24 protein-coding genes are annotated in these 24,419 nt (G+C 39.2%); 8 read left to right on the top strand and 16 right to left on the bottom strand.

The features are described from left to right. Positions 1–10: 10 nt before the first annotated feature. Genes KP78_RS01825 through KP78_RS01815 form a run of 3 tightly spaced genes read right to left on the bottom strand, consistent with a single transcriptional unit; the run spans position 11 to position 1,437 of the window. Positions 11–295, bottom strand: a complete 285-nt coding sequence (locus KP78_RS01825) for a hypothetical protein (RefSeq protein ID WP_041085774.1) — start codon at positions 293–295, stop codon at positions 11–13. Positions 296–324: 29 nt separating this feature from the next. Next, complete coding sequence (locus tag KP78_RS01820) at positions 325–639, bottom strand: hypothetical protein (RefSeq protein ID WP_041085772.1); 315 nt, start codon at positions 637–639, stop codon at positions 325–327. A gap of 36 nt (positions 640–675) precedes the next feature. After that, positions 676–1,437 carry a hypothetical protein gene (locus tag KP78_RS01815; protein WP_041085771.1) on the bottom strand — a complete coding sequence of 254 codons (762 nt, stop codon included), beginning with the start codon at positions 1,435–1,437 and terminating at the stop codon, positions 676–678. A 134-nt stretch (positions 1,438–1,571) separates the two neighbouring features. Here KP78_RS01815 and KP78_RS01810 point away from each other — a divergent pair, with 134 nt between their 5' ends. After that, positions 1,572–1,988: a hypothetical protein gene (locus KP78_RS01810; RefSeq protein WP_041085769.1), complete on the top strand. Its 417-nt coding sequence runs from the start codon at positions 1,572–1,574 to the stop codon at positions 1,986–1,988. A gap of 22 nt (positions 1,989–2,010) precedes the next feature. Continuing rightward, on the top strand, positions 2,011–2,472 hold the full coding sequence (locus KP78_RS01805; protein ID WP_041085767.1) for a hypothetical protein: 462 nt from the start codon (positions 2,011–2,013) through the stop codon (positions 2,470–2,472). Between the two features lie 118 nt (positions 2,473–2,590). Here the strand turns inward: KP78_RS01805 and KP78_RS01800 are convergent, their stop codons facing one another. The 3 genes from KP78_RS01800 to KP78_RS01790 form a co-directional block, all read right to left on the bottom strand. After that, complete coding sequence (locus KP78_RS01800; protein WP_041085765.1) at positions 2,591–2,974, bottom strand: hypothetical protein; 384 nt, start codon at positions 2,972–2,974, stop codon at positions 2,591–2,593. A gap of 382 nt (positions 2,975–3,356) precedes the next feature. Then, positions 3,357–3,953 carry a TetR/AcrR family transcriptional regulator gene (locus KP78_RS01795; protein WP_041085764.1) on the bottom strand — a complete coding sequence of 199 codons (597 nt, stop codon included), beginning with the start codon at positions 3,951–3,953 and terminating at the stop codon, positions 3,357–3,359. An 849-nt stretch (positions 3,954–4,802) separates the two neighbouring features. Next, entirely contained in the window at positions 4,803–5,264 is a 462-nt protein-coding gene (locus KP78_RS01790) for a MarR family winged helix-turn-helix transcriptional regulator (RefSeq protein WP_041085763.1), read from the bottom strand. 138 nt (positions 5,265–5,402) lie between these two features. On the opposite strand from KP78_RS01790, the gene KP78_RS01785 reads away from it, so the two are divergent. Next, positions 5,403–6,602, top strand: coding sequence for an MFS transporter (locus KP78_RS01785; RefSeq protein WP_041085762.1), 1,200 nt, complete (start codon positions 5,403–5,405; stop codon positions 6,600–6,602). Between the two features lie 103 nt (positions 6,603–6,705). Here KP78_RS01785 and KP78_RS01780 read toward each other — a convergent pair whose 3' ends face one another. The 5 genes from KP78_RS01780 to KP78_RS01755 all read right to left on the bottom strand — a co-directional run bounded on the left by KP78_RS01780 (position 6,706) and on the right by KP78_RS01755 (position 13,723). Next, the gene (locus KP78_RS01780; RefSeq protein ID WP_041085760.1) at positions 6,706–7,005 is read right to left on the bottom strand and encodes a heme biosynthesis protein HemY; all 300 of its coding nucleotides are present in this window, start codon (positions 7,003–7,005) and stop codon (positions 6,706–6,708) included. Between the two features lie 157 nt (positions 7,006–7,162). Next, on the bottom strand, positions 7,163–8,218 hold the full coding sequence (locus tag KP78_RS01775; protein WP_041085758.1) for a lactonase family protein: 1,056 nt from the start codon (positions 8,216–8,218) through the stop codon (positions 7,163–7,165). A 91-nt stretch (positions 8,219–8,309) separates the two neighbouring features. Then, positions 8,310–9,236, bottom strand: coding sequence for an AEC family transporter (locus tag KP78_RS01770; protein WP_041085756.1), 927 nt, complete (start codon positions 9,234–9,236; stop codon positions 8,310–8,312). A 534-nt stretch (positions 9,237–9,770) separates the two neighbouring features. Next, positions 9,771–12,230 carry a S8 family serine peptidase gene (locus tag KP78_RS01760; RefSeq protein WP_041085752.1) on the bottom strand — a complete coding sequence of 820 codons (2,460 nt, stop codon included), beginning with the start codon at positions 12,228–12,230 and terminating at the stop codon, positions 9,771–9,773. A 35-nt stretch (positions 12,231–12,265) separates the two neighbouring features. Next, positions 12,266–13,723: a S8 family serine peptidase gene (locus tag KP78_RS01755; protein WP_041085750.1), complete on the bottom strand. Its 1,458-nt coding sequence runs from the start codon at positions 13,721–13,723 to the stop codon at positions 12,266–12,268. 249 nt (positions 13,724–13,972) lie between these two features. On the opposite strand from KP78_RS01755, the gene KP78_RS01750 reads away from it, so the two are divergent. After that, positions 13,973–14,974 (top strand): M23 family metallopeptidase, encoded by a 1,002-nt coding sequence (locus KP78_RS01750; RefSeq protein WP_041085748.1) that lies wholly within the window; start codon positions 13,973–13,975, stop codon positions 14,972–14,974. Positions 14,975–15,100: 126 nt separating this feature from the next. Here KP78_RS01750 and KP78_RS01745 read toward each other — a convergent pair whose 3' ends face one another. Continuing rightward, positions 15,101–15,736 carry a response regulator gene (locus KP78_RS01745; protein ID WP_041085746.1) on the bottom strand — a complete coding sequence of 212 codons (636 nt, stop codon included), beginning with the start codon at positions 15,734–15,736 and terminating at the stop codon, positions 15,101–15,103. After that, the gene (locus KP78_RS01740) at positions 15,737–17,572 is read right to left on the bottom strand and encodes a GAF domain-containing sensor histidine kinase (RefSeq protein ID WP_041086096.1); all 1,836 of its coding nucleotides are present in this window, start codon (positions 17,570–17,572) and stop codon (positions 15,737–15,739) included. 651 nt (positions 17,573–18,223) lie between these two features. On the opposite strand from KP78_RS01740, the gene KP78_RS01735 reads away from it, so the two are divergent. From KP78_RS01735 to KP78_RS01720, 4 genes are all read left to right on the top strand, one after another. Next, positions 18,224–19,288: a processed acidic surface protein gene (locus KP78_RS01735; protein ID WP_041085744.1), complete on the top strand. Its 1,065-nt coding sequence runs from the start codon at positions 18,224–18,226 to the stop codon at positions 19,286–19,288. Further along, the gene (locus tag KP78_RS01730; protein WP_052474459.1) at positions 19,285–19,956 is read left to right on the top strand and encodes a class D sortase; all 672 of its coding nucleotides are present in this window, start codon (positions 19,285–19,287) and stop codon (positions 19,954–19,956) included. Before KP78_RS01735 ends, KP78_RS01730 begins: the two co-directional genes overlap by 4 nt. Positions 19,957–20,251: 295 nt before the next feature. Continuing rightward, positions 20,252–20,731, top strand: coding sequence for a membrane protein (locus KP78_RS01725; protein WP_041085742.1), 480 nt, complete (start codon positions 20,252–20,254; stop codon positions 20,729–20,731). Positions 20,732–21,070: 339 nt separating this feature from the next. Next, a complete protein-coding gene (locus KP78_RS01720) occupies positions 21,071–21,559 on the top strand; it encodes a M15 family metallopeptidase (protein ID WP_106388519.1) in 489 nt (162 codons plus the stop codon). A 135-nt stretch (positions 21,560–21,694) separates the two neighbouring features. Here the strand turns inward: KP78_RS01720 and KP78_RS01715 are convergent, their stop codons facing one another. The 3 genes from KP78_RS01715 to KP78_RS01705 all read right to left on the bottom strand — a co-directional run bounded on the left by KP78_RS01715 (position 21,695) and on the right by KP78_RS01705 (position 24,184). Then, complete coding sequence (locus KP78_RS01715) at positions 21,695–22,354, bottom strand: Dph6-related ATP pyrophosphatase (RefSeq protein ID WP_041085740.1); 660 nt, start codon at positions 22,352–22,354, stop codon at positions 21,695–21,697. 39 nt (positions 22,355–22,393) lie between these two features. Next, positions 22,394–23,020, bottom strand: coding sequence for an HAD family hydrolase (locus KP78_RS01710; RefSeq protein ID WP_041085739.1), 627 nt, complete (start codon positions 23,018–23,020; stop codon positions 22,394–22,396). Positions 23,021–23,767: 747 nt separating this feature from the next. After that, on the bottom strand, positions 23,768–24,184 hold the full coding sequence (locus tag KP78_RS01705) for a VOC family protein (protein ID WP_041085738.1): 417 nt from the start codon (positions 24,182–24,184) through the stop codon (positions 23,768–23,770). Between the last annotated feature and the right edge of the window lie 235 nt (positions 24,185–24,419).

Genomic DNA, 24,419 nt, shown 5'->3' with positions numbered 1-24,419 from the left:
TTCCTTTAAATCAGCAAAAGTCATCCAGCTTCGGAATTTCTATTTCTCCTTCACGCTCAATATAAAAGACTTCAATGTTGTGAATATGGATATACCAGTCTCGTTTTTCCAATTGGGCAAAATGGGTAGTTTCAACATCAATTTTCACAACGTCCCCTAATACAGCTTTAATTCCCCCTATAAACATAAAGGGATAAGACGGCATAAAGCATATCACGCGTTCACCAATATGATTAATAAAGTGATCAATCATTGCCTGATCATGCATTTCGTTAATACTGTTCAAGTTCCCCATTTTGTTAAAAACCTCCTCTATACTTCGGCTTAAATAAGCGGAAATCTCATGTCACTGTCAAAATCCGGTGTAAATTGTGTGATTTTTTCAAATGGAATTGAAAGAGGGGTTGGAAATTGAAAAAATGGAGCATTTAAAAGCTTAATTGTTGCAGGGAATAATGTAATATGACCCATTTCAACTTCCACGATTGGTCCAACAAAAATAGGACGGAAGGTCTGCCCTAATAAATTGAGTTGAGATGATTCTGTAATGATAAGAATTTCTTTCCCCATTAATTGTGTAAACTCTTCAAAAAGCTCGTCAATAAGCTCCTCTTTCTCTCTAGACTTTTTGCTACCCATTTTACCTCCCCTTTCTTTATATAAATAAATATTTTGCTAAAATAATTCCCTAAAAAACTTTTTCCTTAATAAAGATAAACGCGGAAGAAATCGAGTACTAACTATTTTTCGTATATGTCGTAAGTCAACCTCCTCTTTATGATCCAGCAATGAAACGCTAAGCTCGTGATCGCTCGTTCCTATTATCTTTCCATAAAGCGTTTTTTCAGCTGTCTCAACCTTTACCCATAGACCTACCCATGATCGTAAATTAGTACGTAACGTCTCATCAAAAAATTGCTGGATTAGCACATCTCTTTTCGAGACAACCTCTCCAAAATTTGTTAATAGTTTCTCTTTTAAATTATTGTCATAAATTACATATTGGTGAGTGTTTGAATAGACGGGAACACCGGAAGGGATATTAGTGGAATGAATAGTGTGATAAGGAATCCATATCCGATTATTTATCGTTGTTAAAAGAACAAAATCACGTCCAGCAGTGCTTACTCTTCCTGTTGTACTTTCAAGCTCTTCTCCAACGTGTGAATAAACGACAACAGGCTGATAACGCTTCATTTTAAAAAAATTCATAAGGATTAAAGATTTTTTTTGATCAGGAATCGCTTCGATTACACTTAACAGATTCGCCAGTTCCTTATATTCAGAAAAAATTCGTATTATTTCACTCGACCAAGACCCTGGTGGTGATGACAGTTTTTCAGCGGTTTCATAAAAAGGATCAATTTTTTTGATTTCAGACTCCCTCTTTTCCCATAAATCCTTTGTATATTCATCCAGTCTCAGCCCTGTTTTCATTGTCCCCTCCCCTTTTTCAGTAATATTCTTAATATCGTATGATTAAATGCACTAATTTGTTTGTAAAAAAACGCGAAAAGAATATAGTCATCCCACCTCTCCATTTCATACTGTAAACGTAAGAGGTGATGAAAATGTCTATTTGGCTTTTATTTTTTCTATATGCAAACTTCCTTTTCGCATCGTTCACATATGGATTTTTATATAGGAGGAGAAAGCTTATTGGTTTTCATTTAGGGATGAATATAGCGATGATGGCAGGAGGAGGATTAGCACTAACAACAGGCGTGCTACTAATTAACCGCTTCCCTTTGCATTATGTAGAAATCACCGTTGCTGCCACCATTATTGGAATGGTTTCTGGAAGTTTATTTGGGGGGATGTTCGATTATCAAACCTTATTGTCCGGATATATAAATGGACTTATATCTGGTTTGATGGCACCCATGATCGGTGCAGCCGCCGCCAGCAGTTTACCATTCATATTTTTATTAGAGATTTTTTTCCTTAGTTCTTTCGTGATCCTTATGATGTCATCAAAATTTCCTTAAAGAATATAGGAGAGATTTTTACATGCAAATTTTTTTAGTGGGAGTTTTGGTGGTGCATTCTTTTATTGGGGGATTTTTATACAAAACATTATATAGATCACGGCACTTATTCAGTGATCGTTTTAGTTCTATCACAACCATTGCCTGCAGCACGGTTTTCAGCGTGGTCGTTGGGGTGAATTTGTTCATGTTAATTCCGGAGAATATTATTTTTATAGGCGGAGTGAATCTTTTCTTAGGAACAGCTATAGGGGTTATGTTTGGCTTCATGGTAAACATACAATCCTTTATAGCAGGGATTTTTAATGGAGGAATGGGCGGGATAATGGGGACAATGATCGGAGCTGTGGCTCTTGATCCAACCATCTGCAGTTTGCCAGCTACAACCTTGTCATTGGAAAGTACGATTTTATTTTTCAGTTTATTTAGTACCGTCCTATTGGTGATAACTGCCGCCCTTTTATACTTCGCGTTACGAGTGTAGCCAGAATCTGAGATTTGTTTGAAGTTGATTACAAAGCATTCGAATACTTGATGGAATAGGAGTTCATAATCTCCTACTCCATTTGCACCAACACATCTTTTGTATGTGTCTATTAGGATTAAGAATGTTTTTTTAATAGTTCAAGTGTCTTTTCAATATCTTTTAACAACTCATTCGTAGGTACCTGCTGTTTCTTTTCTGGTTCGGCCGGTCTGTCCATCACTGAAAACGGCTTTTCTTTATAAGTCGAGGGGCTTAGCTTATCGACTGTTTCCATTAAAGTAACATGGCTAATTCGAATAAATTTTCCATCCCCATCATACATTTCTTCATTCACACTGACCTGAGCAGTAAAGCATTGACCAACCTGAAGCTGTTTATCTACCGCAGTAGTCCATATAAACCGATTGTTCTCTGAATCTACGAAATGAACAATATTCGGTAAATGGGATTTTAAACGAGGTTTCACGTTGGTAACAGCTAAATCAATAGTAATTCTCATTTGATTTCATCCCTTCTTTTTACAAAACAGTTGAAAAATTTACTATTTCCTTAATTATAATTGGGCTTCCTTATCAATAATTACTATTAACAAGATGTGGAAATAGGGCTTATATAGTATAAATTATACCTATATAAGCTTGTCAATTAGTAATTTAATCCAATATAATAACGCATACAATATAGATCGGTTTTAAGCATTAAAATCTTTAGTAAGAAAATAGTAATAATTTTATAAAAAAGAACTCCCTAATATCCTCCGTTCTATAGATCGCATTCCAGAATAATCGTTTTTTATATCACGAGTTTCCCCTGACCACACAGTGATCCGATAAATAAGACTGAAACCATTTCAACGGTATCAGCTTATTTAAACGTATTATTCAAGGTTTAATAGTGATATGTTTGGGCTTGTAGTTCATTAAAAGCAGGAGCTGTTCTGACATATAACGAGGAGAATACTTAAAATCTTCTTGCAGCCAATACATAATCATACCAATCAGTGCGTATACTCGGCTGTGGATATATACATTAATGTCTAAAGCCTGATCATAGTCATGATATATACACTCCTCCATGATCACCTTTTTTACCCCCCCTACAATCTGTTCAAGAAACCCTGGCATAATATGCGGATTTAACATTGTTTTATACATTTGCTCATTTAGAGACACATGATCAAAAATCTTAATAGAGGATGATGCTAATTGATTAAAATCCACAAAATCCCTATCTTTAAAGGTTTCACGAAAAGCATTTGTAAAACCTTTAATCATATCGGTGATAATATCGTTTAGCAATTCTTCCTTATCAGTATAGTGAGCATAAAAAGTTCCGCGATTAAAATCCACTCTCCTTGTTATTTCAGTAATTGTAATAGAGCTAAAATCCTTTTCTCCTATTAATTCAACTAAAGATGCCTTCAAGGCTTCTTTCGTTCTTGTCACTCTTTTATCTATCTTTTTTCTCCCCGGTGACATCTTATACCCCCAATGTTTAATATGACTTAATTTCTAAACATTATTAGTTTTTTTGTCGTTTAATGAACAATGTGGAATTTTTTGACCATTGTTAAATAAATATAGACTCATTATACTAAATATAATTCCGAATTAATCAAGTATTTGCTTTCAAAAATATATTTATTCTTTTTTATTTCTATAATGAAATTTCAAAAAATGATGGAATAATATATTAGTTTGATCCAATAAATTTAAATACATATACTGGTTAATATTGTGTCAAAAGCCTTAATAACAACCTGTAGAGGAATTGTTCATATCAAAAAGCTGTAAATTTGTTTTAATTTCTTCTCATTTAGTAAGTAGACTATTTCACATACTCTTTTTTTACAGAATTAAAAAATAGTTATTTTATGGTTTTTATTAACAGAAAATAATAGTTATGATTATTTTTTTATTACTCATGGACTTATATATGAGATCTTTTTCTGTCAAAGCAGCTGTTTTTTAAAATAAAATTATATTACTTCTAAATGATCCGCATTGGACTGTGGTTATTTATTATCAAAATCATAAAACACCAAATTAAGCTTAAACATAACTCAAGATATTCCACTATGACTAAACCTTCTTCTTATAACTCATCTGCTTAAAAATAATAGACCTGCCTTTTCAATCTCTTTCATTAACTATATCAAGATCGTATTTTAAAGCTTCTCTGCTTCACCAACTCGATAAAAAAACGTGTATCTTCTTATATTAAAAATATGCTATTATGCAACTCTCTAGACTCTCTAGACTTTTTCCACTTGTTTAATCATAAAAAAACAGCCGCTGTGGGCTGTTTTATAAAAGGAAACAAATATATTAAGCTTTGGCTTGCTTCTCCGTCAATTCTGACTTCGTTTCTTCATTTAGCTTGCGAATAATCCGCTCAAAATGCATATGATCGTCACAGCTTAGTTTTGTATAAATTTGGTCAAGCATTGTAGAAAAACGATGAAAGATACGGTCATACACTTCTTGTCCTTCTGATGTAGCAGAAAGATTGATCATCCTCCTGTCAGCCTTACCTTCCATACGGGAAATAAAGTTTTTCTTTTCTAATCGTGTAATCAATGAAGAAACGGCCGCGGGCTTTACTTTTAAAAAATCTGAGAGTGCCCTTGCCGATACAGATTCCCTCAATATAATGAACTCCAGCGCTGTATATTGTACAGGTGTTAAATCTTCCTCCATTAAAAATGGATCAGACAGCTCCTGGATTGATACACTAAAATCACGCAGAGCAGCATGTAAAGACATAAACGATGAATCAATGGACGACATACTCAAGTTCCTTTCATCTAAACCATTTTATTGACATTGTCTGTAAATCATTATAACATGACTAGGGTGTCAAATAGTTAACCATGCGAACTAATTCATTAGAAATTGAATCGCGCATTTAGAAAGAAGGAATGAATTGTGTCACCTGAACAACGCAAAAAGATGATCATCTTAATGATCAATATGTTTATTGCCATTGGGAGTTTTGGAATCATTATTCCAATTTTACCCGCTTATCTTGCTTCTATTGGAGAGGGCGGTACAGCGGCTGGACTTATGATTGCTATCTTTGCAGGAGCTCAGCTCGTTATGTCTCCGATTGCAGGAAAATGGGCTGATCAGTATGGTCGCCGTAAAATGATCATCGCCGGTTTAAGCGGATTAACGCTGTCCATGTTTGTTTTTTATCTCTCTGATTCCATCTGGGTGCTTTACTTTTCACGAGTCATTGGTGGTATTGGTGCAGCTCTCTTAATACCCGCGATCTTTGCATATGTAGCAGACATCACAACAATGGATCAGCGTGCTAAAGGAAATAGTTTTATCTCTGCAGCAATGTCTCTTGGAATTGTTATCGGGCCAGGTATTGGAGGATTTTTAGCGGATTTTGGATTAAAGGTTCCCCTTCTAGTATCTGCTCTCGTATCTCTAGCAGCAGTATTTTTTTCCATCCTTGTATTAAAAGAAAGCGGAGAACAAGGAAGCCTAATGCCTGAGATTGATCAAGCTCCTATGGTGAAACAGATTGCTCAATCTGTCCGCAAGCCTTATTTTATTCCTCTTGTGATCACACTTGTCATGAGTTTCGGCTTAATGGCGTACGAATCAGTGCTTGGGCTTTTCGTAGACAATGAATTTGGCGCTACGCCTCAGCAAATTGCCATCATGATCACCGCGACAGGTATAATCAGCGTCATTGTCCAGCTATTTGTTGTTGAACGTATTGTGCGTAAATTCGGCGAAGGGGCCGTATTAACTATGTTTCTCGCTGTAGCAACATTCGGATTCTTGTTATCTCTATTCGCTTCAAGCTACGCATTATTTTTCACTGTAACCCTGATTATCTTCCTGGCTACATCTATCCTGCGTCCTGTACTTAACACATTGATCTCCAAGCTTGCTGGTAATGAACAAGGCTTCGCAATGGGGATGAACAATGCTTATATGAGTATAGGAAACGTATTAGGTCCAACCATTGCAGGTCGACTGTACGACGTTGATATCTCTTATCCATTCATATTGGGGTTGGTTGTCCTTGCCATTACCATGATCGGTTCCATGGCTTGGCAGCGAAAAAAAAATAAGCAATTACTGCAAATTGAAGCAGACCAGTTATAGATGGAACTTAACATAAAAACCAGATCCTAAAAGGATCTGGTTTTTATTTTGAATACACGATTCGCTAAAAGATCAAGTATTACGCTACTCTTTATTGAAAGAATTAATGAACATGTCCACCCTTAGATGAGTTCGTGATAACAAATTCTTCTTTAGGCAGGAAGAAATACTGCACCCAAATACCATCCAAAAATGCTTCTCTCGTGTCCAAAAGAATGTCCACATCTTTATCTGTTTTCACGATTTCATCATGTTCAGTCGGTGTATCAAGTTTAACATCGTAGTGAGCGTGATCTCCATGTTCATGTGTCACGAATACACGAATCATTTTGCCTTCTGCTTCTTCACTGCTCAACATTTTTTTGAATTGTTTTGCAGCGTTGCGATTAATTTTACACTTCATCCTTCTATCTCCTTCATGGATCGTTTAGTATGTTCTCAGCAATTATTATTATCACATAATTTTTATCTAAACTAAAATTTTCTGCTTTATTAGGTTAAGTTCATAGTACAGCTTTGAAGCGACAATAGCCTGGCATTATACCTCGGCATATTATCTATTACTTTCCACTAAGGAATTTAACACATACAGGATCAGGAACTTCAATGACAGAATCGGTTTGGCTTAGCTTGCCTGTTTCCTGATCTCTTGTGAATAGGACCACGTTGCTGCTTTCCTGATTAGTGGCAATAACAAATTTTTCGGTTGGATCCAACACAAAATCACGAGGCCAACTGCCTCCAGTAGGTGTGTATTCAACTAAAGCCAGCTCATCGTTCTCAGGATTCACCTCAAATACGGCAATGGAATCGTGTCCACGGTTACCCGCATAGACAAAACGTCCATCAGAAGATATATGGATGGCGCTGCCTTGACTGTTTTCGGTGAAGTCAGAAGGGATCGCCGAAATTGTTTGGATTGCCGTGAATACCCCTGACTCATAGCGCAAAACGATGACCTCATTGCTTAGCTCTGTCATCAGGTAAGCTGTAGCACCATTGGGATGGAATGTAAGATGTCTCGGTCCAGCACCCGGTGCAACCGCCAAACGGTGTACATCCATAAGATGTCCGTTTTTGTACTCATACGTAATGACCTCATCCGTGCCTAAATCAACACCTGCGATATATTTCCCATCAGGCGTAAAACCGCCAAAATGCATATGCGGTCCATCCTGACGCTCCTGATTCGGACCACTTCCTTCTTGCTGTGCGATGGAAACCTGCTCATCAAGTGCACCAGTTTCAGGGTTCACCGTATAAAGAACCGCCGTACCGTCATGATAGTAGGCAGCTACAGCAAATCGATTTTCTGGATCGACACTAACGTGACAAGGAGATCCGCTTTTTTCAGTAACAGCGTTCAAGAGTGTAAGCTGACCTGATGTCCCATCAATTTCATAAGCAGCAAGCCCGCCTTTTTCTCCCTCCTTTGCAACAGCATAAAGGAAACGTTCATCCCCACTGATCGTGACATATGTAGGGTTCGTAAGCTCAGCTGCCACCTCCGCTTTTTCCAGCTTTCCGTTTTCTGTATCCACTTTAAAGGAATAGACACCTTTGCTTTTCCCTTTTGTGTACGTACCTATGTAACCTGTAAAGATTGATTGTCCCAAACTAACTCGCTCCTTCCCATATAATAAAAGCTCATGTTTATTCTACCTCTTACATACCACATTCAGCCATAATAAAACAATTAAGGTCTGCCTAAAGCATCATCATAGCAAGCAATGGGATGGTAAGAAGACTAAGAAGTGTTGTGGAAAAAATCGTTACAACCGCTGTATCCTCTTCATCTGTATAACGTGAAAATAAAACAGCCAGCGCCATGGCAGTCGGCATACCTGCTTGCAGAACAATCATGTTGGCCGTCCACCCATCGAAAGAGATAAGATTAAAAATGAGCATAACCGTTAACGGTACCAGCAGCAGTCGAAATACGACCGGAAACCATAGCTGCGGAAACATTATTTTTCTCTTTTTCTTAAGCAGTGGCGGTAAAAGCATACCAACATATAGCATTGCCATAGGTGCAGCCAGCCCCGCTAGCATGCTTGTAAGTTGGTTCACTACTTGCGGCGGATGAAAGCCCGTAACGGCTATAATGATCCCTGCAATAATTGCAATAACAGGTCCGTTGATTAATGCCTTAAGCTGGCTAAAACGGAACTTACCTTCTGCCTTAAGCAAGTAAATGACAATCGTATAATTCACGACACTCAGTCCTGCATCAAAAATCGCGGCTAAAAAACCGCCCATTGGACCAAAAATCGTAGCGGCCAATGGAATGCCGATAAATCCAGTGTTCCCAAGTGCACCCAGCACCGTCATTTTGACAGCAAATGTGGAGCGAAAGCGAAGCATTCTCGCAAATATCCAAACAAATGCAAGTGATAAAACGTGATAAGCAAGCGAAATGCCAAACACTTGGGCAGCAAGCGATAACGTTTCTCCTGACATATCAATGCTAAACACCCCGTTTAAAATAACAGAGGGAACCGCTATATTAATAATCATTAAAATAAAGACATACTTTACTTCCGTGGTCATATTCACATGATGGGCAAATAACGCACCAATTGTAATGAGGATTCCCATAACTCCGATTGTCGAAATTACAACGCCTATGTCCATATGACAAATCCTCTCCCGGAAACAAATTTTTTCCATCTTATCGTATTAAACCTAACATTGTCCAGTATGTATTTAAGAGTAGTTTCTCTGTTGAATCCTATAATCGAGAGGAAGATGCATAAACGAGTTGCTTTGACCCATTATGAGACTTTGATCCATAAATGCGCAGCCAAGGTCCATAACTGAAAAACATTTGAACATAAATCCAAAACTTTGGCCCATAACCGTCATACTCAGGCTCACAAAATCCGAAATGAAGACCTGCCTTCGCATGATTTCCCCTATTTTAATCAAAAACTCAGCATCGCTGTAAAATTACAACGATGCTGAGTCGATTCCATTGAAAAGCTATGTTCAAGTCCATTGTTGATTCTTGCATGCGTTGATTGGAGCGAGTGTGTAAGACTCCTGCGGGCAGAAGCGGGACAGGTGAGACTCAAGCAGGTGCGTCTCTGCGGTCCGGGAGGCTTCACCGCCCGCCCCGCGGAAAGCGAACGCCTGTGTGCTGCAATCAACAGACACCTTTAACAAAGCCTATTGAAAAAACACATGGAAGTAACGTGTGAAAGCAACAGCAAAATCGCCTCGCGTCACCGCTACAGATGGTGATATAGCGGCTTCAACTTTCGGCTTTAAATCATATGTCCCTTGAGTGATGGCAAAATGAGCATTAAGAATATTCAAATCTAATGCCAATTGTACATATCCTTTTAAATGTTCAGGAATATCCGCTTGATCCTTCAATACAATTCTTTCATCCTTATATTGAACCGTAACATCTCCAATATGTGCTTCCGCCTGCTCCTGCAAACCTAAGCTTTGGACTAAGCTGTATGCAAGCTCCGCTTTCGTTACGGAACCCTTGGGTGCAAACTTTCCGTTTTCTTCCGTCAAAACGACGCCATCGAATGCGTGGTTTTGATCACGGAATGCAGCTCCTTTTGCAGCAACAGCCTCAACAAATGGCTGATCAGCCTTGCTTACATCCTTAAAGGTTGGCTGCGCCGGCAGACTCTGACGAATTTCAGCACCCATCACCAATGATTTTGCCAGCTCAGCCCGTGTCAGTTTTTGATCAGGTCGAAACGCACCATTTTTATTTCCATCGAATAATCGGTTGTTGATTCCAAGTAAAATCGCTACTTCGGCTTCATGACCTTCTATATCATTCAGTCCTGTATACCCAGAAATTTTGGTGAACGTTAGTGCTCCTTCTACGCTTTCAGGAAAAGCGGCACCTATTGGATTTATTTCATTCCCTCTTAACCCTCTAATTTCAGCAGTCCACTTGCCTGGAATTGGGTTACTTACAAGAACAACACGTTCTGTTTCCAGTGCAAATAGCAGACTGATGCCAGAGCTGTATTCTTTACCGTCCGGTGCGGTCAATACGAGATTGACAGGATTACCGGTCGCTTCGAAAAGTCCATACCCGTTCACTCTTGAAAGGAGACTTGTCAGCCCTTCTTCAACATTAAATTCATATTTTTCGCTGCCGGCTGTTATATAGTTGATCGAAAAATCTTCACTTGTTGAAGCTGTTTCTACATTTGAATGAAATGTTTGCCCGCTGTTTAATGTTGCACCGTAGACCTTCTCATTAAAAGCCATATCCACCGTAGCATAAGCATTTACATGTCCAGCCCCTACCTCCCATGACTCATAGCCAGGCATATTGGTCGCTGTCATTTCTAAAATATGCTTTACTTTTTCAGGAGACAGACTTGGATTTGCCTCCAATAGCAATGCCACAATTCCTGCAGCGTGAGGAGTTGCCATTGAAGTTCCGCTCATCGTTGTGTAATACGGAAGATGTCCCGGTTCAATAAGCTCTGCATCCTTCGCAGCTGAAAGTGCTGATAAAGGACCAGGCACTCGTGTGGAAATAATGTCTACCCCAGGAGCAACAATCGTTGGCTCATCCTTCCACGACCATTCCTGTCCGTCCATGGTGAAGGTTCCACCAACACCCTTGGTTCCTCTAGATGAAAAGTCAGCCAGCGTTCCATCCTTCACACCAGCTCCTACAGAGATGACCCACGGGGCTTTTGCATATGGATTATGTGTATTTTCTGATGGCCCTTCATTTCCTGCTGCAAATAACACGACGATGCCGCGATCAAATGCTTTTTTACTTGCAATGTTTACCGGGTCGGTCGGTTCAAAATCACCTGATGATCCCCATGAATTCGTAATGACGCGAATGTCGTACTCTCTCTGATGCGTAATGGCATAATCAAATCCGCCAATCGCGTCCAAAATAAACAGTGCACCGCCTGATCCATATCCGACTAAATCGGCACCGGGTGCTGCTCCTTCATGCAGTCCGCTTGATAGGGCTCCCGTTCCGCCCACACTTCCGGCTACATGGGTACCGTGACCTGAATTCGTATCCGTGTTCACCACATTTTCTGTATACGAGATTGGCACAATACCAGTTAGTCCTTGCAGGTTCGTTGTTCCAAGTACATTTTGAACAAGGTTTCTGCCTAATTCATGGTCTTTATGTGTACCATCCACGCCGCTGTCATTAACTACAACACCAACGCCCTTCCCTGATACGGGAAAACCGCCATTTTGCTGCCTAAACTCATTGTCAGTTCTTACTTTATCTACACCTGTCAGCTCGGTTGCATCTGCGTTAAAATACGTCAGCTTTTCGTTTAAAAATACGGATTGCACTTCATCGTTTTGTGCAATCGTTTCAATTTGCGATTTGGTTGCAATCGCCCCAACCATCGGGAGGGAATTCATGGATAATCCATTTGTGATCCCTGCTTCTTCTATAAGGCTAAGCTGATTTGCGTTTGGTTTTTCATCTCCATCGAAGGTAATAATAACCTGTGCAGTTCCATCTCCTTCAGCAAGTGCATTCCAAACCTGATCATTTACAACATTACTTACTGAACCTGAAGGAAAGCTCGTTGCACCAGCTGTTGAAAAAACAGGTGAGATTAGAATCAACACACATACTAGAGAAAGTATTCTTTTCATAATCAAGCTCCTTTTGAATTAATTTAGTTTTATGTTTAATTCGCTTTTTTCATTTTGTTTTTATCTTGCTGGTACGTAAAGGCTGATTTTACTGCTTCATAGGCATTGACATATCCCGCGCCTGTTTCCCAGCTTTCGTAGCCCTCCATGTCTGTCGCGGTTTGTTCAAGAATATCTTTCACCTCAAAAGAATTTAAGCTTGGCTCCACCTCCAGCAGCAAGGCAATAATTCCTGCCGTATGCGGAGCCGCCATTGAAGTACCGCTAAACGTTGTGTAATACGGCAAATGTGCAGGAGATATATTTTCAATATCCTTTGCCGCACTCAAGGCAGACAATGGTGTGAATACTCTTGTTGAAATGATATCTACTCCCGGTGCTGTAACGGTTGGACGATCCTCCCATTTGTAGGACATTCCATCAACCGTAACTGTTCCTCCATGTCCCTTTAATCCACGAGAAGAGAAATTAGCAAGATTTCCTTGTTTATCACCTGCTGCGACTGTTACGACCCAAGGCGCTTTTTTATAGTTGCCTGAAATGGTTGATTCGTTTGGTCCAGAGTTTCCGGCAGAAAAGACAGTAATGATCCCGCGGTCATACAGTTTTTTCGTTACAATATTAATCGGATGATTCGGGTCAAAATCAGTGCCGGCATCACTTGTAGCTCCCCATGAATTTGTAATAATGCGGATGTTATACTCCTGCTGATGAGTAAGCGCATAGTCGAATCCACCAAGTGTATCAAGCATCGCTACGGCCGCCCCGGAACCATACCCAATCAGGTTCGCTCCAGGGGCCACTCCTTCATATTTACCAGCCGATATCGCACCAGTTCCGCCAACCGTTCCGGCAACATGCGTTCCATGTCCTGAACTGGAATCCGTATTCGGCACATTTTCTACATACGTAACAGGAAAGATCCCTGACAAACTATTTAAATTGGTGCTTCCCAATACGTTTTGTACAAGATTGCGGCCAAATTCGATATCTTTATGCGTTCCATCTACTCCACTATCGTTGATAACAACGCCAATATTGTTTCCTGTAATCGGAAAGCCTTCATTTAATTCCTGGAAGCTGCGATCTGTTTTTACCTTATCAACGCCTGTATAATCTGTAGCACCTTCATTTTCGTACTGCAATGGCTCGTTGTAATATACCGACTGAACCCCCGTAGCCTTTAACAGCTGTTTGATCTGATCTTTTGTTGCCAAAGCACCGGCAATTGGCAGACTCTCGAATGTAACACCTTGATCAACGCCGATTTTCTTTAATAGCTCCATCTGATCCGGTGATACGCCATTCTCTCCGTCAAATGTCACGATGACTTCAACTGGCCCTGCTGTATTCTCTAATACCTCTGAAAGCTTAGGATCCGTAATTTCATTTAAAGAAGATGCTTTTGTTTCTTGATTGAACGACATTGAGCCAAAAATAAGGCCTAAGGATAAAACCATCGATGAGCCGAACAAAGCGGAAGATATTTTCACAGCTTTCCCTCCTCTTTAAAATTCAGAAAATTAAATCATTATGTATATTCTTTCATAGCATTTCATTTCTCTCTATTAGGCAACGGTTATAAAAATTAACTGCAAAGGAAGTATTTTCAATACTACTTAAGTAGTAAGGAACACCGGTCTTATTGACATGAATCAAAAGCGTTAATCACAAATTTTTAATGAAACGAAGCAGAATAGGGAAGTCTAAATGCTATAGCAAACAAATGGAGGTTAATTGATGTGCATCAATGGATTCGATTATCACTTACTTCGATAGTATTGTTTTTTTACTTTTCCTCTGTTGGTTCAGCTGAAGCGCAACAAACAAGAGAGGAACGACTGAACGAGCGAATGGAATATTATATAAAATATGGAACACTAACCAGTCTGCCGTGGTACTATCTAGCTGCTGTCGATCAGTTTGAACGAAATAATCAGCTTGTTCGATACGATATTCCACGCAGAGAAGGCACCCTTTCCATCCATTTTCGCGAAGAGGATTGGGTGGGCCTTCTCAATCCCAATAAGAAGGATAACTCTTTGGAATCCATTATTTTTTGGGGCGGGCATGGACGTGATGGAAATCTTGATGGACTAGCTGATCGCAAAAATGATGAGGATGTCCTTTATACAATGGCTAATTATTTAAGTGAGTATGGCCATAGCGAAGAAGATTTTAAGCAGGCTTTGACGAAATACTATATGCGCGAGGAGAGCGTAAAACAAATACTGACAATTACTGCTATTTATAAGCATTTTAATACATTGAATTTATATGATCATACCTTTCCGCTTCCCCTTCAGCACATCTATAGCTATCGAAGCACCTGGGGTGACAGCAGAGGGTGGGGTGGGCGAAGAATGCATGAAGGAACAGATATTTTTGCCTCTCATGGGGTCCCTGTACTGGCAACGACCTACGGAGTAGTTGAGGAAAAAGGATGGAATGAATATGGAGGCTGGCGTATCGGTATCCGTGATATTCACAATGTTTATCATTACTACGCCCATTTATCGGGCTTTCATGAGGACATTAAAAAAGGGGATATCGTTAAACCTGGAACCAAAATTGGCTATGTTGGCAGTACGGGATATGGAAAAAAAGGAACATCAGGACGTTTCCCTCCTCATCTCCACTATGGCATGTATATGGATAATGGACGAACAGTATGGGCCTTTGATCCGTTCCCATCTTTGAGATTATGGGAAAACCAAGAAAGAGAGCGTAAAAATGAAGAATAAAAAACCACTAGCCGTCTCCTTGAAATGAATGATCTTTAGAGCACATTAAATAGCGGTCCCATGTTCACAAAAAAATGCCTGCTAAATCAGTCAGAAATTCTTAACTGATCAGCAGGTTCTTCAACTTTATGGCAAGGGAACTAGATTGTTTTGCACCGCATAAATAATCACTTGTGACCTGCTTTTCACATCTAGTTTTTTAAAAATATTACTCACATGAATCTTTACTGTCTTATCGCTAATAAACAATTTCTGCGCGATTTCTTTATTTGCTAATCCTTCCACTAAACAAATCAGAACCTCTTTTTCTCTTTCCGTTAGGGCCCTATTCTCTGTATTTTTCTCCTGCTGATGGTATGTTAGTAGTTTTTTGGTCATCGCAGGATGAATAACAGACTCTCCATTTGCTACTGTTTGAATCGCTTGAATAACCTGTTCAGAAGGCGAATCCTTTAAAAGGTAGCCATCCGCTCCTTCTTTGATGGCAGACATAAAATACTCCTCATGCTTATACATCGTTAAGATTAACACTTTTACTGTTGGATGATTGTCTTTCACAAGCCTTGTAAGCTCAATTCCATTTTTATTTGGCATATTAATATCCATCACAATAACGTCAGGGAGTTCTTGATTCAGCTTCTCAATAAATTCTTCTTCGTTGGTCGCTTCTCCAATCACAATCATATCTTTCTCCTGAGAAATGATTGTTTTTAATCCATCACGTAAAATCGCATGATCATCGACTAGCATAATGTTAATCATCTAAAACTCCCCCTCCAGTCCCATTTTAGGCACCTTTAATTCAATAATGGTTCCTCGCCCTTCCTTGCTTTCAATTTGCAAAGCAGCTCCAATCTTTTCAGCTGCCTCGTTCATTTGAAAAATCCCGTAATGCGGTTCCTTCATCGCCTTCTTCATTGCTTGAAGCAAAGAAAATCCCTTTCCGCCGTCAGCAATTTTCAGGAGAATGTGATCAGTCTGATAGCTTAAGAGGATTTGAATCTCAGCAGCTTCCGCATGCTTCACACAATTTTGTAGGCTTTCTTTCAGCACATCAAATATGACTTTTTCTGTCATTGGACTAAGTGCCTCTTTTTTTCCTCTACTCACAAAGGTCACTTTTATTTGAAGGCTATGATCTTCATTAAGCTCTCTGACCTTCTTTTCAATTGCTGAATGAAGCCCCAGCTGTTCTGTTGGATAAGGTTTGAGTGCGTAAATGGAATCTCGCACTGCTTTTAAACCGGCTCTTAGTTGTTCATTACTATCTAGAATCAAGTTTTTCGCTTCTGCTGCGCTGCCGCCTGTTATCTTTTTAACTGAAATATCCAGCTTCATGACGGCTCCTGCCAATGTCTGGGCAATTCCGTCATGGATATCGTGTGCAATTCGATTACGCTCCTCTAAAAGAATTCTTTGCTCTTTTTCAGAGAACAGCATTTTTGTCTTCAGAAAAATGGCCAGCTGGTTTGCCACCGTGGCAATGGAACGAATGTCCTCTACGATAAAGCTTTTTGTTCTTGTTTTTGTTAAGACAAGACATCCGTTCACTTCTTCATCAATCAATAAAGGAGCATAGACAGCGGCTTGAATACGGTCACAGAAATGTTCAGCAAGCGGACCCTTCTTCAAGCTTTTTTGATCAAAAACCTTAATAGCCTTTATCGCTTCTAGATGGTCAAAAACCTCATCAGAGAACTTACATGATTTCAATTTTCCATCTATGAATACAGCTTCCCATTGCCCATTTTCTTTTTTCCTAAAAAGCAAGCAGTCCTCATATACCATCACATTCTTGATTAAGCTCTCCAGTGCCCCTTCCCAGTCCTTAGACGGGATTGTCTTGTTCAATTCAGATGAAAATTGAAACAACGCCTTCAGCCTGTTCTTTTCGCTTTTCAAACGAAGGATGATCGAGCTGAGAAGTGATAAAGCAACTAAAGGAGAAAAGAAAAAAAAGTATGAAAAAATATCAATTTCCCCGCGATTTTGACTGCCTAAAAAATGAATTAAATAGCCATAGATAAATGAAATGAAAAAGCTGAATAATTCCCCTTGCCCTTTTTGAGCCCAAAGTGAAAAAGTGTACTTTTCCGGCCTGATAAGAAGCACAAGATCAACCAGCAGATTATTTACCAGATAAAAGACTGAAATAAGGATGGTAAATCCAATTACTGCTTCTAATACAGGATTTTCTGTAAAAAAAGAATGATGATTTTGCCAATTAATATACACAACGTGAGCAAGGTAAAAGCTCACCACTAATTGTGCCGGATTAAAGAAAATCGTTCGCAAGGGGCGCGTTCGAATAATTCCATTACTCAAAACGGCAACAAAATGCAATAGCAATGTAAGTTCAATACCGTATAAAATATAGAGAATATACAAAACTGGAAACGTTAAAGAGGATAATCCCTTTGGGACAGGCATCGGGAAAAGCTCACAAACAACCAGGAACACAAATAAAAAAAACAGCTCGACAGGCACCTCTATACTCGGCACATTGAATAACATAAATATGGCTAACACCCATCCCGCCACTGATATTATCATCATAAAAAGTTGGGAAAGCTTATGGCGGTCATAATTAACTTTCATTTTTATCATACCAATCTGAATTTTCTATTATTTTATTCTCTTATATAATCCCCGTATCAGTCTATAAGTTAAACAATTTGTTTATTTCTTCTCAGACAAATAAAACCCCAGCTGGTAGAATGGAAGCCACTAACCAACCGAGGTTTTATTCATCTCTTTTCCAAGAGTATTTCTCTATTTTATTATACAAGCCAGTCATCTTCTATCACCAAAAGGAAATATCATTAATAGTACTTATGGATTATATAACTATTTATGAAAGGAGACATATAAGTGGTGATTTATCTTTCTAAAAAATAATATGTGATGGAAGAAATATGTCTAAAGATAATATTGTGTTCTCTATAAAATGCTATTATAATATGAGTATTATTAGTTTATTTTACTATTAATGTAATCTTTTATCTTTCGGTGAAGATTTATTGTCACTCTTTACTGTGAGTTGATTTTTAGGAGGGGATTACTAAACCAATACTTTGATTTTTAAAACGCTATTTCCGTTTCTCTAGCTTTAATGGTGTTTCAATTACATCTTCTCACTATTTGGGATTTCAACTAAGTTGTTCTTATTAAAGAATTATCTACCTCTCTAGAATCCTAGCTTACTACATCCACTCGATTACTATTCTATTACCGAAATGAGGAAGCCAATTGAAAAAGATTCTTTTTGCCGTATTTTCATTGTTTTTGTTTATCGGATTTTACCCCACACCGTCGTGGGCTGCTGTTTCAGAGGATGATCCACTGCTTCAAGACTATTTAGATGAGGTTTCAAATGAGCGCGGATTTGAAGTAACCATAGATGATATTATTTATTCATTATCATTGTATGAAGAAAGCCTGGAGAATTTCGAAACAGTAGAAGAATTGAGTGAATATCTAAGTGAAGTCATCAAGGAGGATTTAAGTAACCTCTCCATTTTTTATGAATGGTACGAGTTAGATGAAGCTGCTATTATTGCCCTGCTTGAAGAGCATGGCGAAACACTTGATGATTATATTTATATAGATGACTTGAATTACTCCATTGATTTCTACTTAAACCCTTACGAGGAAGATTATACAGAAGAAGACTTTGCTGATATTGATGGATTATTTACTGAATTTGACCTGACAGATGAAGAAGTGAACCGTCTTGTTGAACATCTTCTATCAATAGAAGAAGAGCTTATGTCACCTGAAGTCGAAGAACGTGTCAATGTATTATTAGATCGCATGATGACAATAGGTGATTTTGAAACAATGACCGAGCTGACAGAAGCTCAAACGCAGGAAATGGTATCTATTTTTGAAGAACTTCTAGCAATCTTTCAAATTCAAGCAGATTATACCTTGATTCAGGATGGAACAGAAACACCGGTTTCATTATCTGATCTTATGTATATGGATGAGTTAGTCAATGCATCCTTACGTATTGATCTTTATAATCTTGCAGGAGATTTTTTAGCTGATATTGTTATTACAGGTGAATTGATTGGGTCAGATATAGTGGAAGAAGTGGTGAATGACGTTCCTGCTGTTACAACACCATCGAATTCTGATAATTCAGATTCAAAACCAGCAGCGACCGCATCAGCACCAAAAACGCCTAAAACGGTAAAAGGCGCTGAGCTTCCAACGACAGGATCTAACCTATTGACCAATAGTGCAATTGGAGCCTTAATTTTCATCGGGGGTCTTCTCTTATTCAGACGAGTAAGGACTGTACTTTCATGAAAAGCAGAGTAAATAGAAACAGCCGCCGTAAGCGGTTGTTTCTTCTCTTTTTCGCTTTTTGTGCCATGGCAACTGGTTTGTTTTTATTCAGTAATCAGCTTTATACATATACAAAAGGGTTCTTTCTAACAGAATCGTATACACCTGAGCCGCTTACGCCACCAAGCGCAGCAGCCTCATCAACGAAAAAAGAACCAGGTGATGATGATCCTCTGTACCCTGTGCGACCTGCAGTTGGAGATCATATCGGGGATTTGTATATTCCTGCTTTGGATGCGACACTGCCCATCTATCACGGGACAGATGAAGACATGCTGGAAAAGGGCGTAGGTCATTTTGCAGGCAGCGTATTGCCTGGGGAACGTGATAACTCTGTTCTTTCTGGTCATCGTGATACGGTATTCAGAAAGCTAGGTGAGGTTGGTGAGGGCGACGAACTGATTGTAACAACATTTGCAGGAACATTTACGTATTTTGTACACAAGGTAAGAATTGTGGATAAAGACGACCGAACGGTAATCGTTCCAAAGCCCCGCGCCACGTTAACAGTAAGTACCTGCTATCCATTTAATTTTATTGGTGCAGCTCCAGACCGCTATATTCTTGAAGGTTATTTAGTTGACCAGGAGCTTACGAAGGATCAGCCGAAACAAACGGTTGAAAACTAAAGGCTGTGCAGTGCACGGCCTTTCTTCATTTTTACAGGTCATTATACTCCCGGTACACTTCTGTATACCTTTCTACTAGATTAGTCTCGCTCTGATGTTCTCTTTTCAAACAATGATTTTCGCTATCTGTATTCCAATCCATAAAAAATAATCAATTGACCATACAATGTTTTTTCTATATTTAGTATGGGAATACATCAAAGAGAAGGAATTTAGATTTTCTCATTTTTACTGTCCGTTTATTGAAGCACTGCTTTTTGTGTGCCAGTAAATTCTTATACAAGTTGGTGTTACTATGTTTCAACTGTCAGATATGTGGACATTTTTCTGGTCATTTCTCATTGTCTTTCCAATTGTCTCCATCGTGCATCAAGTGGGACATTCTTTTTTTGCTGTGTTATTTGGCGGAAACGCCAGCTTTTCGATCGGAAGAGGAAAAAAATTGTTCAGTATTGGACCGGTAAGTTTACACCGAATCTATTTTCTTGATTCGTTTTGCAAATATTCACCGCTGAAGTGGAATAACCGCCTTACACATGCACTCGTTCATTTAGGTGGGGTCCTATTTAACTTGGGATCCGTTTTCCTCATCAATGCTCTTATTATGCTGGATGTAGTTGAACCGCATATTTTTTATTATCAGTACGCTTATTTTTCTATATACTTTGCCGCCTTTTCATTACTGCCCGTTGATTATGGCGAGGGTAAATATAGTGATGGCATGTCAGCCTATCGCACCATCCGCTATGGGGAGCGTATTGAGCTTTTTGACTAGGACTAGCACTGTGTTCCATCTCTGTCAGCCGTGAGCTTCGTATTGAACACAAATAAGACTACCGTCATTGAGTCTTTAATCGAGAAAATAAAGCTTGACGTGTTGATGGCACCTAATCGTCAAAAAGATCGCTGGATTACGGCACGGCTGTTACAATTCCAACCTGTCAGAAAAAATAGGAGCGATCGAAGCCGGCTCCCAAAACCATATCCCCTGTGTTTACTCCTCTTCTCTGATAGAATTAAGATATGTAAAACGAATGAGGAGTGCTTGTTTCGATTGAAGATAACAGGAAGACTATTTGGCCTTAGCTTGCTCGCCCTGGCCATCGTTGTCATTATGACATGGATCAACAAAGAGGTTGAAAGACGTGAAGAGCTTAGGAATGTTCCAATGCCAACAGAGCTTCATCCAATTGTTGCAGAAAAGCGAGATGAGTTAATTGAGCGGGCAGCTGCCCAAGGAATTACTATTGTCATTACCGAAGGCTTTCGATCTGTTGAGGAACAAGATGAACTATACGCAAGAGGACGAACAGCAGAAGGCAATATTGTCACCAATGCCAAAGGTGGAGAATCGTATCACAACTACGGACTAGCGATTGATTTTGCCCTGCAGCCCGAAAGTGGTAATGTAATTTGGGACATGGACTACGATGGAAATAACAACGGCAAATCAGACTGGATGGAGGTCGTGGAAACCGCTAAGGATCTTGGTTTTGACTGGGGCGGCGACTGGCATCATTTTAGAGACTATCCACATCTTCAAATGGATTTTGGACTATCGTTTAGCGAGCTTCAAAAAGGCGAACGTCCAAATGGAAATTAAACTAAAAGTGGAAGGAGCTGTGCGATCACAGCTCCTTCTTGTCATTGAAATGACCTTTTTTATTGTCAGTTCCTAAGCTTTATCTGTAGAAGCCAGATCTCCCAAACACCAGGTATTCCATTTAATATACAAATCTTACGAAAGTTTCACCTGTAAAAAAGAGTACCCGCTATCCTTATGTATGCCCTTGAAATCCAACGCAATCCGCTGCTTGAAATTCGGTCCGTTCACCACAACGGTATGAAATTCTCCTTCTTCACCACAGGCATCCACGTCGTATTGCTCAATTTCTTCTATTACTTCTTTTGTGAGTACTTTGCCAAGAAATGATTCAGGGAGCTTATCATCTTTTACTACCACAATTACTGCCTCAAATCCTAATTCAAGAAGCTCGTCCAATACTGCACGTCGCTCCATTTTCCATAACGGATGATAAGGCGCTATATCCACCCTTGCACAGGTTTTCTGCACCCATTCTAGATGAGCCTCTAAATCAATATCTCCAAATACGCCATGTGTAATGCCCTCTTTTTTGAACGATTCCAGCACGTCGAGAAATACTGATTCATATTCCTGCCATGAAGCTCCTCTGACAACAAGCGGTACACCTACTGCTTCAGACTGCGCCTGCAGCACTTCAATCGGAAGAGCATGTGATCTCGATCGCTCTTCATTTTCTTCGAACATCGTTAAAAGAAAAGAGGGCTGTCCACCTTCCTTGCACGCTCTGTAAAAAGCCAGGGTAGAGTCCTTTCCCCCGCTCCATGAACTAAAAAAGTTCTTTCGCTCAATCATAATAAGGCTCTCCTCCCCTTATGAAATCAAACTTCACGGTTAAACAAGCTTAAGAATATCCTCAATCTGGCCGATCCGATAATCAGCCTGCTTCCATTCACCTTCATGACCAAATCCATATGTACAGATCACGGCGGGTACATCATGCGCTCTTGCTGCTTCAATATCAGATAAACGGTCACCAATCATTAAAACATTTTCTTTTGGAAAATGCTTAAAGTGCGCTGTTAAAATATCTGCTTTCTTTTCACCGTTTATCGTACCAAGGCAGATCGGATTGGTGAAATAGTCTCGAATGTCTTGCGTGTCCAGTATCATATTTAAATAATGTGTACCACAGTTGCTTGCGGTTGATAATGTGTGCCCTTGCTCTTTTAGCTTTGCAAGTGTCTCACGGACTCCAGGAAACAGGATGTTATTACCTTTTACAAGCTGATCCAAAAATGTGCGTCTTCTTGTACGGATCATATTAACTTCCTGGATTGTCGCTTCTGGGACCACTTTCTTCCAAAAAGGACCTCCTGTCAGACCAAAAGCAGATTGAACCAATTCACGTGACGGCTTTTCCAGGTGAGGCATATCCTCAATGGATAAATGAATCGCTTTTGTTAGGTAGTCGGTTGAATCCACCAATGTACCGTCCAGATCAAATAATAATAGCGCCATTTGTTTTCCTCCTAAATATAGTGAGCATCGATAAAATAAAGATCTTTCGGATCCTATTAATAAATATGGTAACGCAGTAATCGTCTCCTTTATTATGCCACAAAAAGAGTGGTTCCAAAAATTCCAGGTTATCCTTCTCAATAGCATCCTATTTAACAAAAAGACCCTGTTAAACTTGCCTGTTGGTTGCCGCTTCAGTCGTTCGCTTTCCGCAGGCGGTCCGTCGCTCCTCGGCGCTGTGCGGAGGGCACTGAAAAAGTAAGGTTTTCAAAAACAGCGTAAAATCAATCCCCACTTTATCTCTCTTTTTTTATAATAATGTAGTGGTTATGTCCCACAATCAATCGTAAAATCAATGTTATTTTGGGAATTGATTTTACGAGTTTGAAAATGAGCGACTTTTTCAGCAGCCTAGCTTTGCGCCTGTGGGGTCTCCCTTTGACTCCCTTATCTAAGCAGGAGTCTCATATATCTGCCACAATCAACTTCGTGCAAAAATCAACAATTATCTTGGCTCTTATGCAAAGTAAGTGAAGTCATAAAAAATATTCGTTACTTCCGTTTATTTGTAATAAATTTAAATAATAATTCGTTACTAACAATAGAATTCGAACAAATACTTCTTTATTCCGGGTATTCATCTGCCTTTTCACCACTATGACGTAAGAGCCATTATCTTACACAGCCTACAAAAAAAAGAACCCACTTAATAATTAAAATGGATTCTTTTAAAAATATTTATCTACATTAAGATGAGCTTTTTGTGTAATTCAAATCCCACATCACGCCAAAACGATCCTGCATCTTTGCATATATAGCTCCCCAAAAGGTATCCTGCAGCTCCATAAATACTTTTCCTTCTTGACGCAAAGCATCATAAATGCGATTGATTTCTTCTTCACTTTCAAGCTCAAGCGCAAGAGAAATATGATTACCGACTGTAACAGATTGACTCACGAAGGAATCAGAGAACATGATCAGCAAGTCATCCTTCTTTAGTCTGCCATGCATAATACGGTCATCCATTTCAGGAGGTGTCGGATATTCTGCATCTCCAAACGTCTGAATCCCTTCCATTTCACTCTCAAAAACTTTAGCATAAAAAGCCATTGCTTCTCTTGCATTCCCATCAAACGTAAGATAAGGCGTTACTTGGTGCTTCACAACCATCACTCCTATTTGAATTATTATCAATGACCTTGCTATCCTCAGATTACATTGTTGTTTTATTGAATACTACATTCAAATGACCTAATTTATTTTACTTTTACCCATTGCTCTAACTAATCAGCATTTAATCAACACGCAAAAGAAGGAAAATGAATGATTAGTAAGCGGATGAGAATGATTTTTGTAAGCCGTCACAGCTGAATTCTTCTCCTTTTCTATGCCATAATAA

Origin of the sequence: Jeotgalibacillus soli (assembly GCF_000829435.1) — a bacterium.
Taxonomy (GTDB): domain Bacteria; phylum Bacillota; class Bacilli; order Bacillales; family Jeotgalibacillaceae; genus Jeotgalibacillus; species Jeotgalibacillus soli.
The sequence above is the reverse complement of the archived record's forward strand: the minus strand, read 5'-3'. Positions and strand labels throughout refer to the sequence as shown.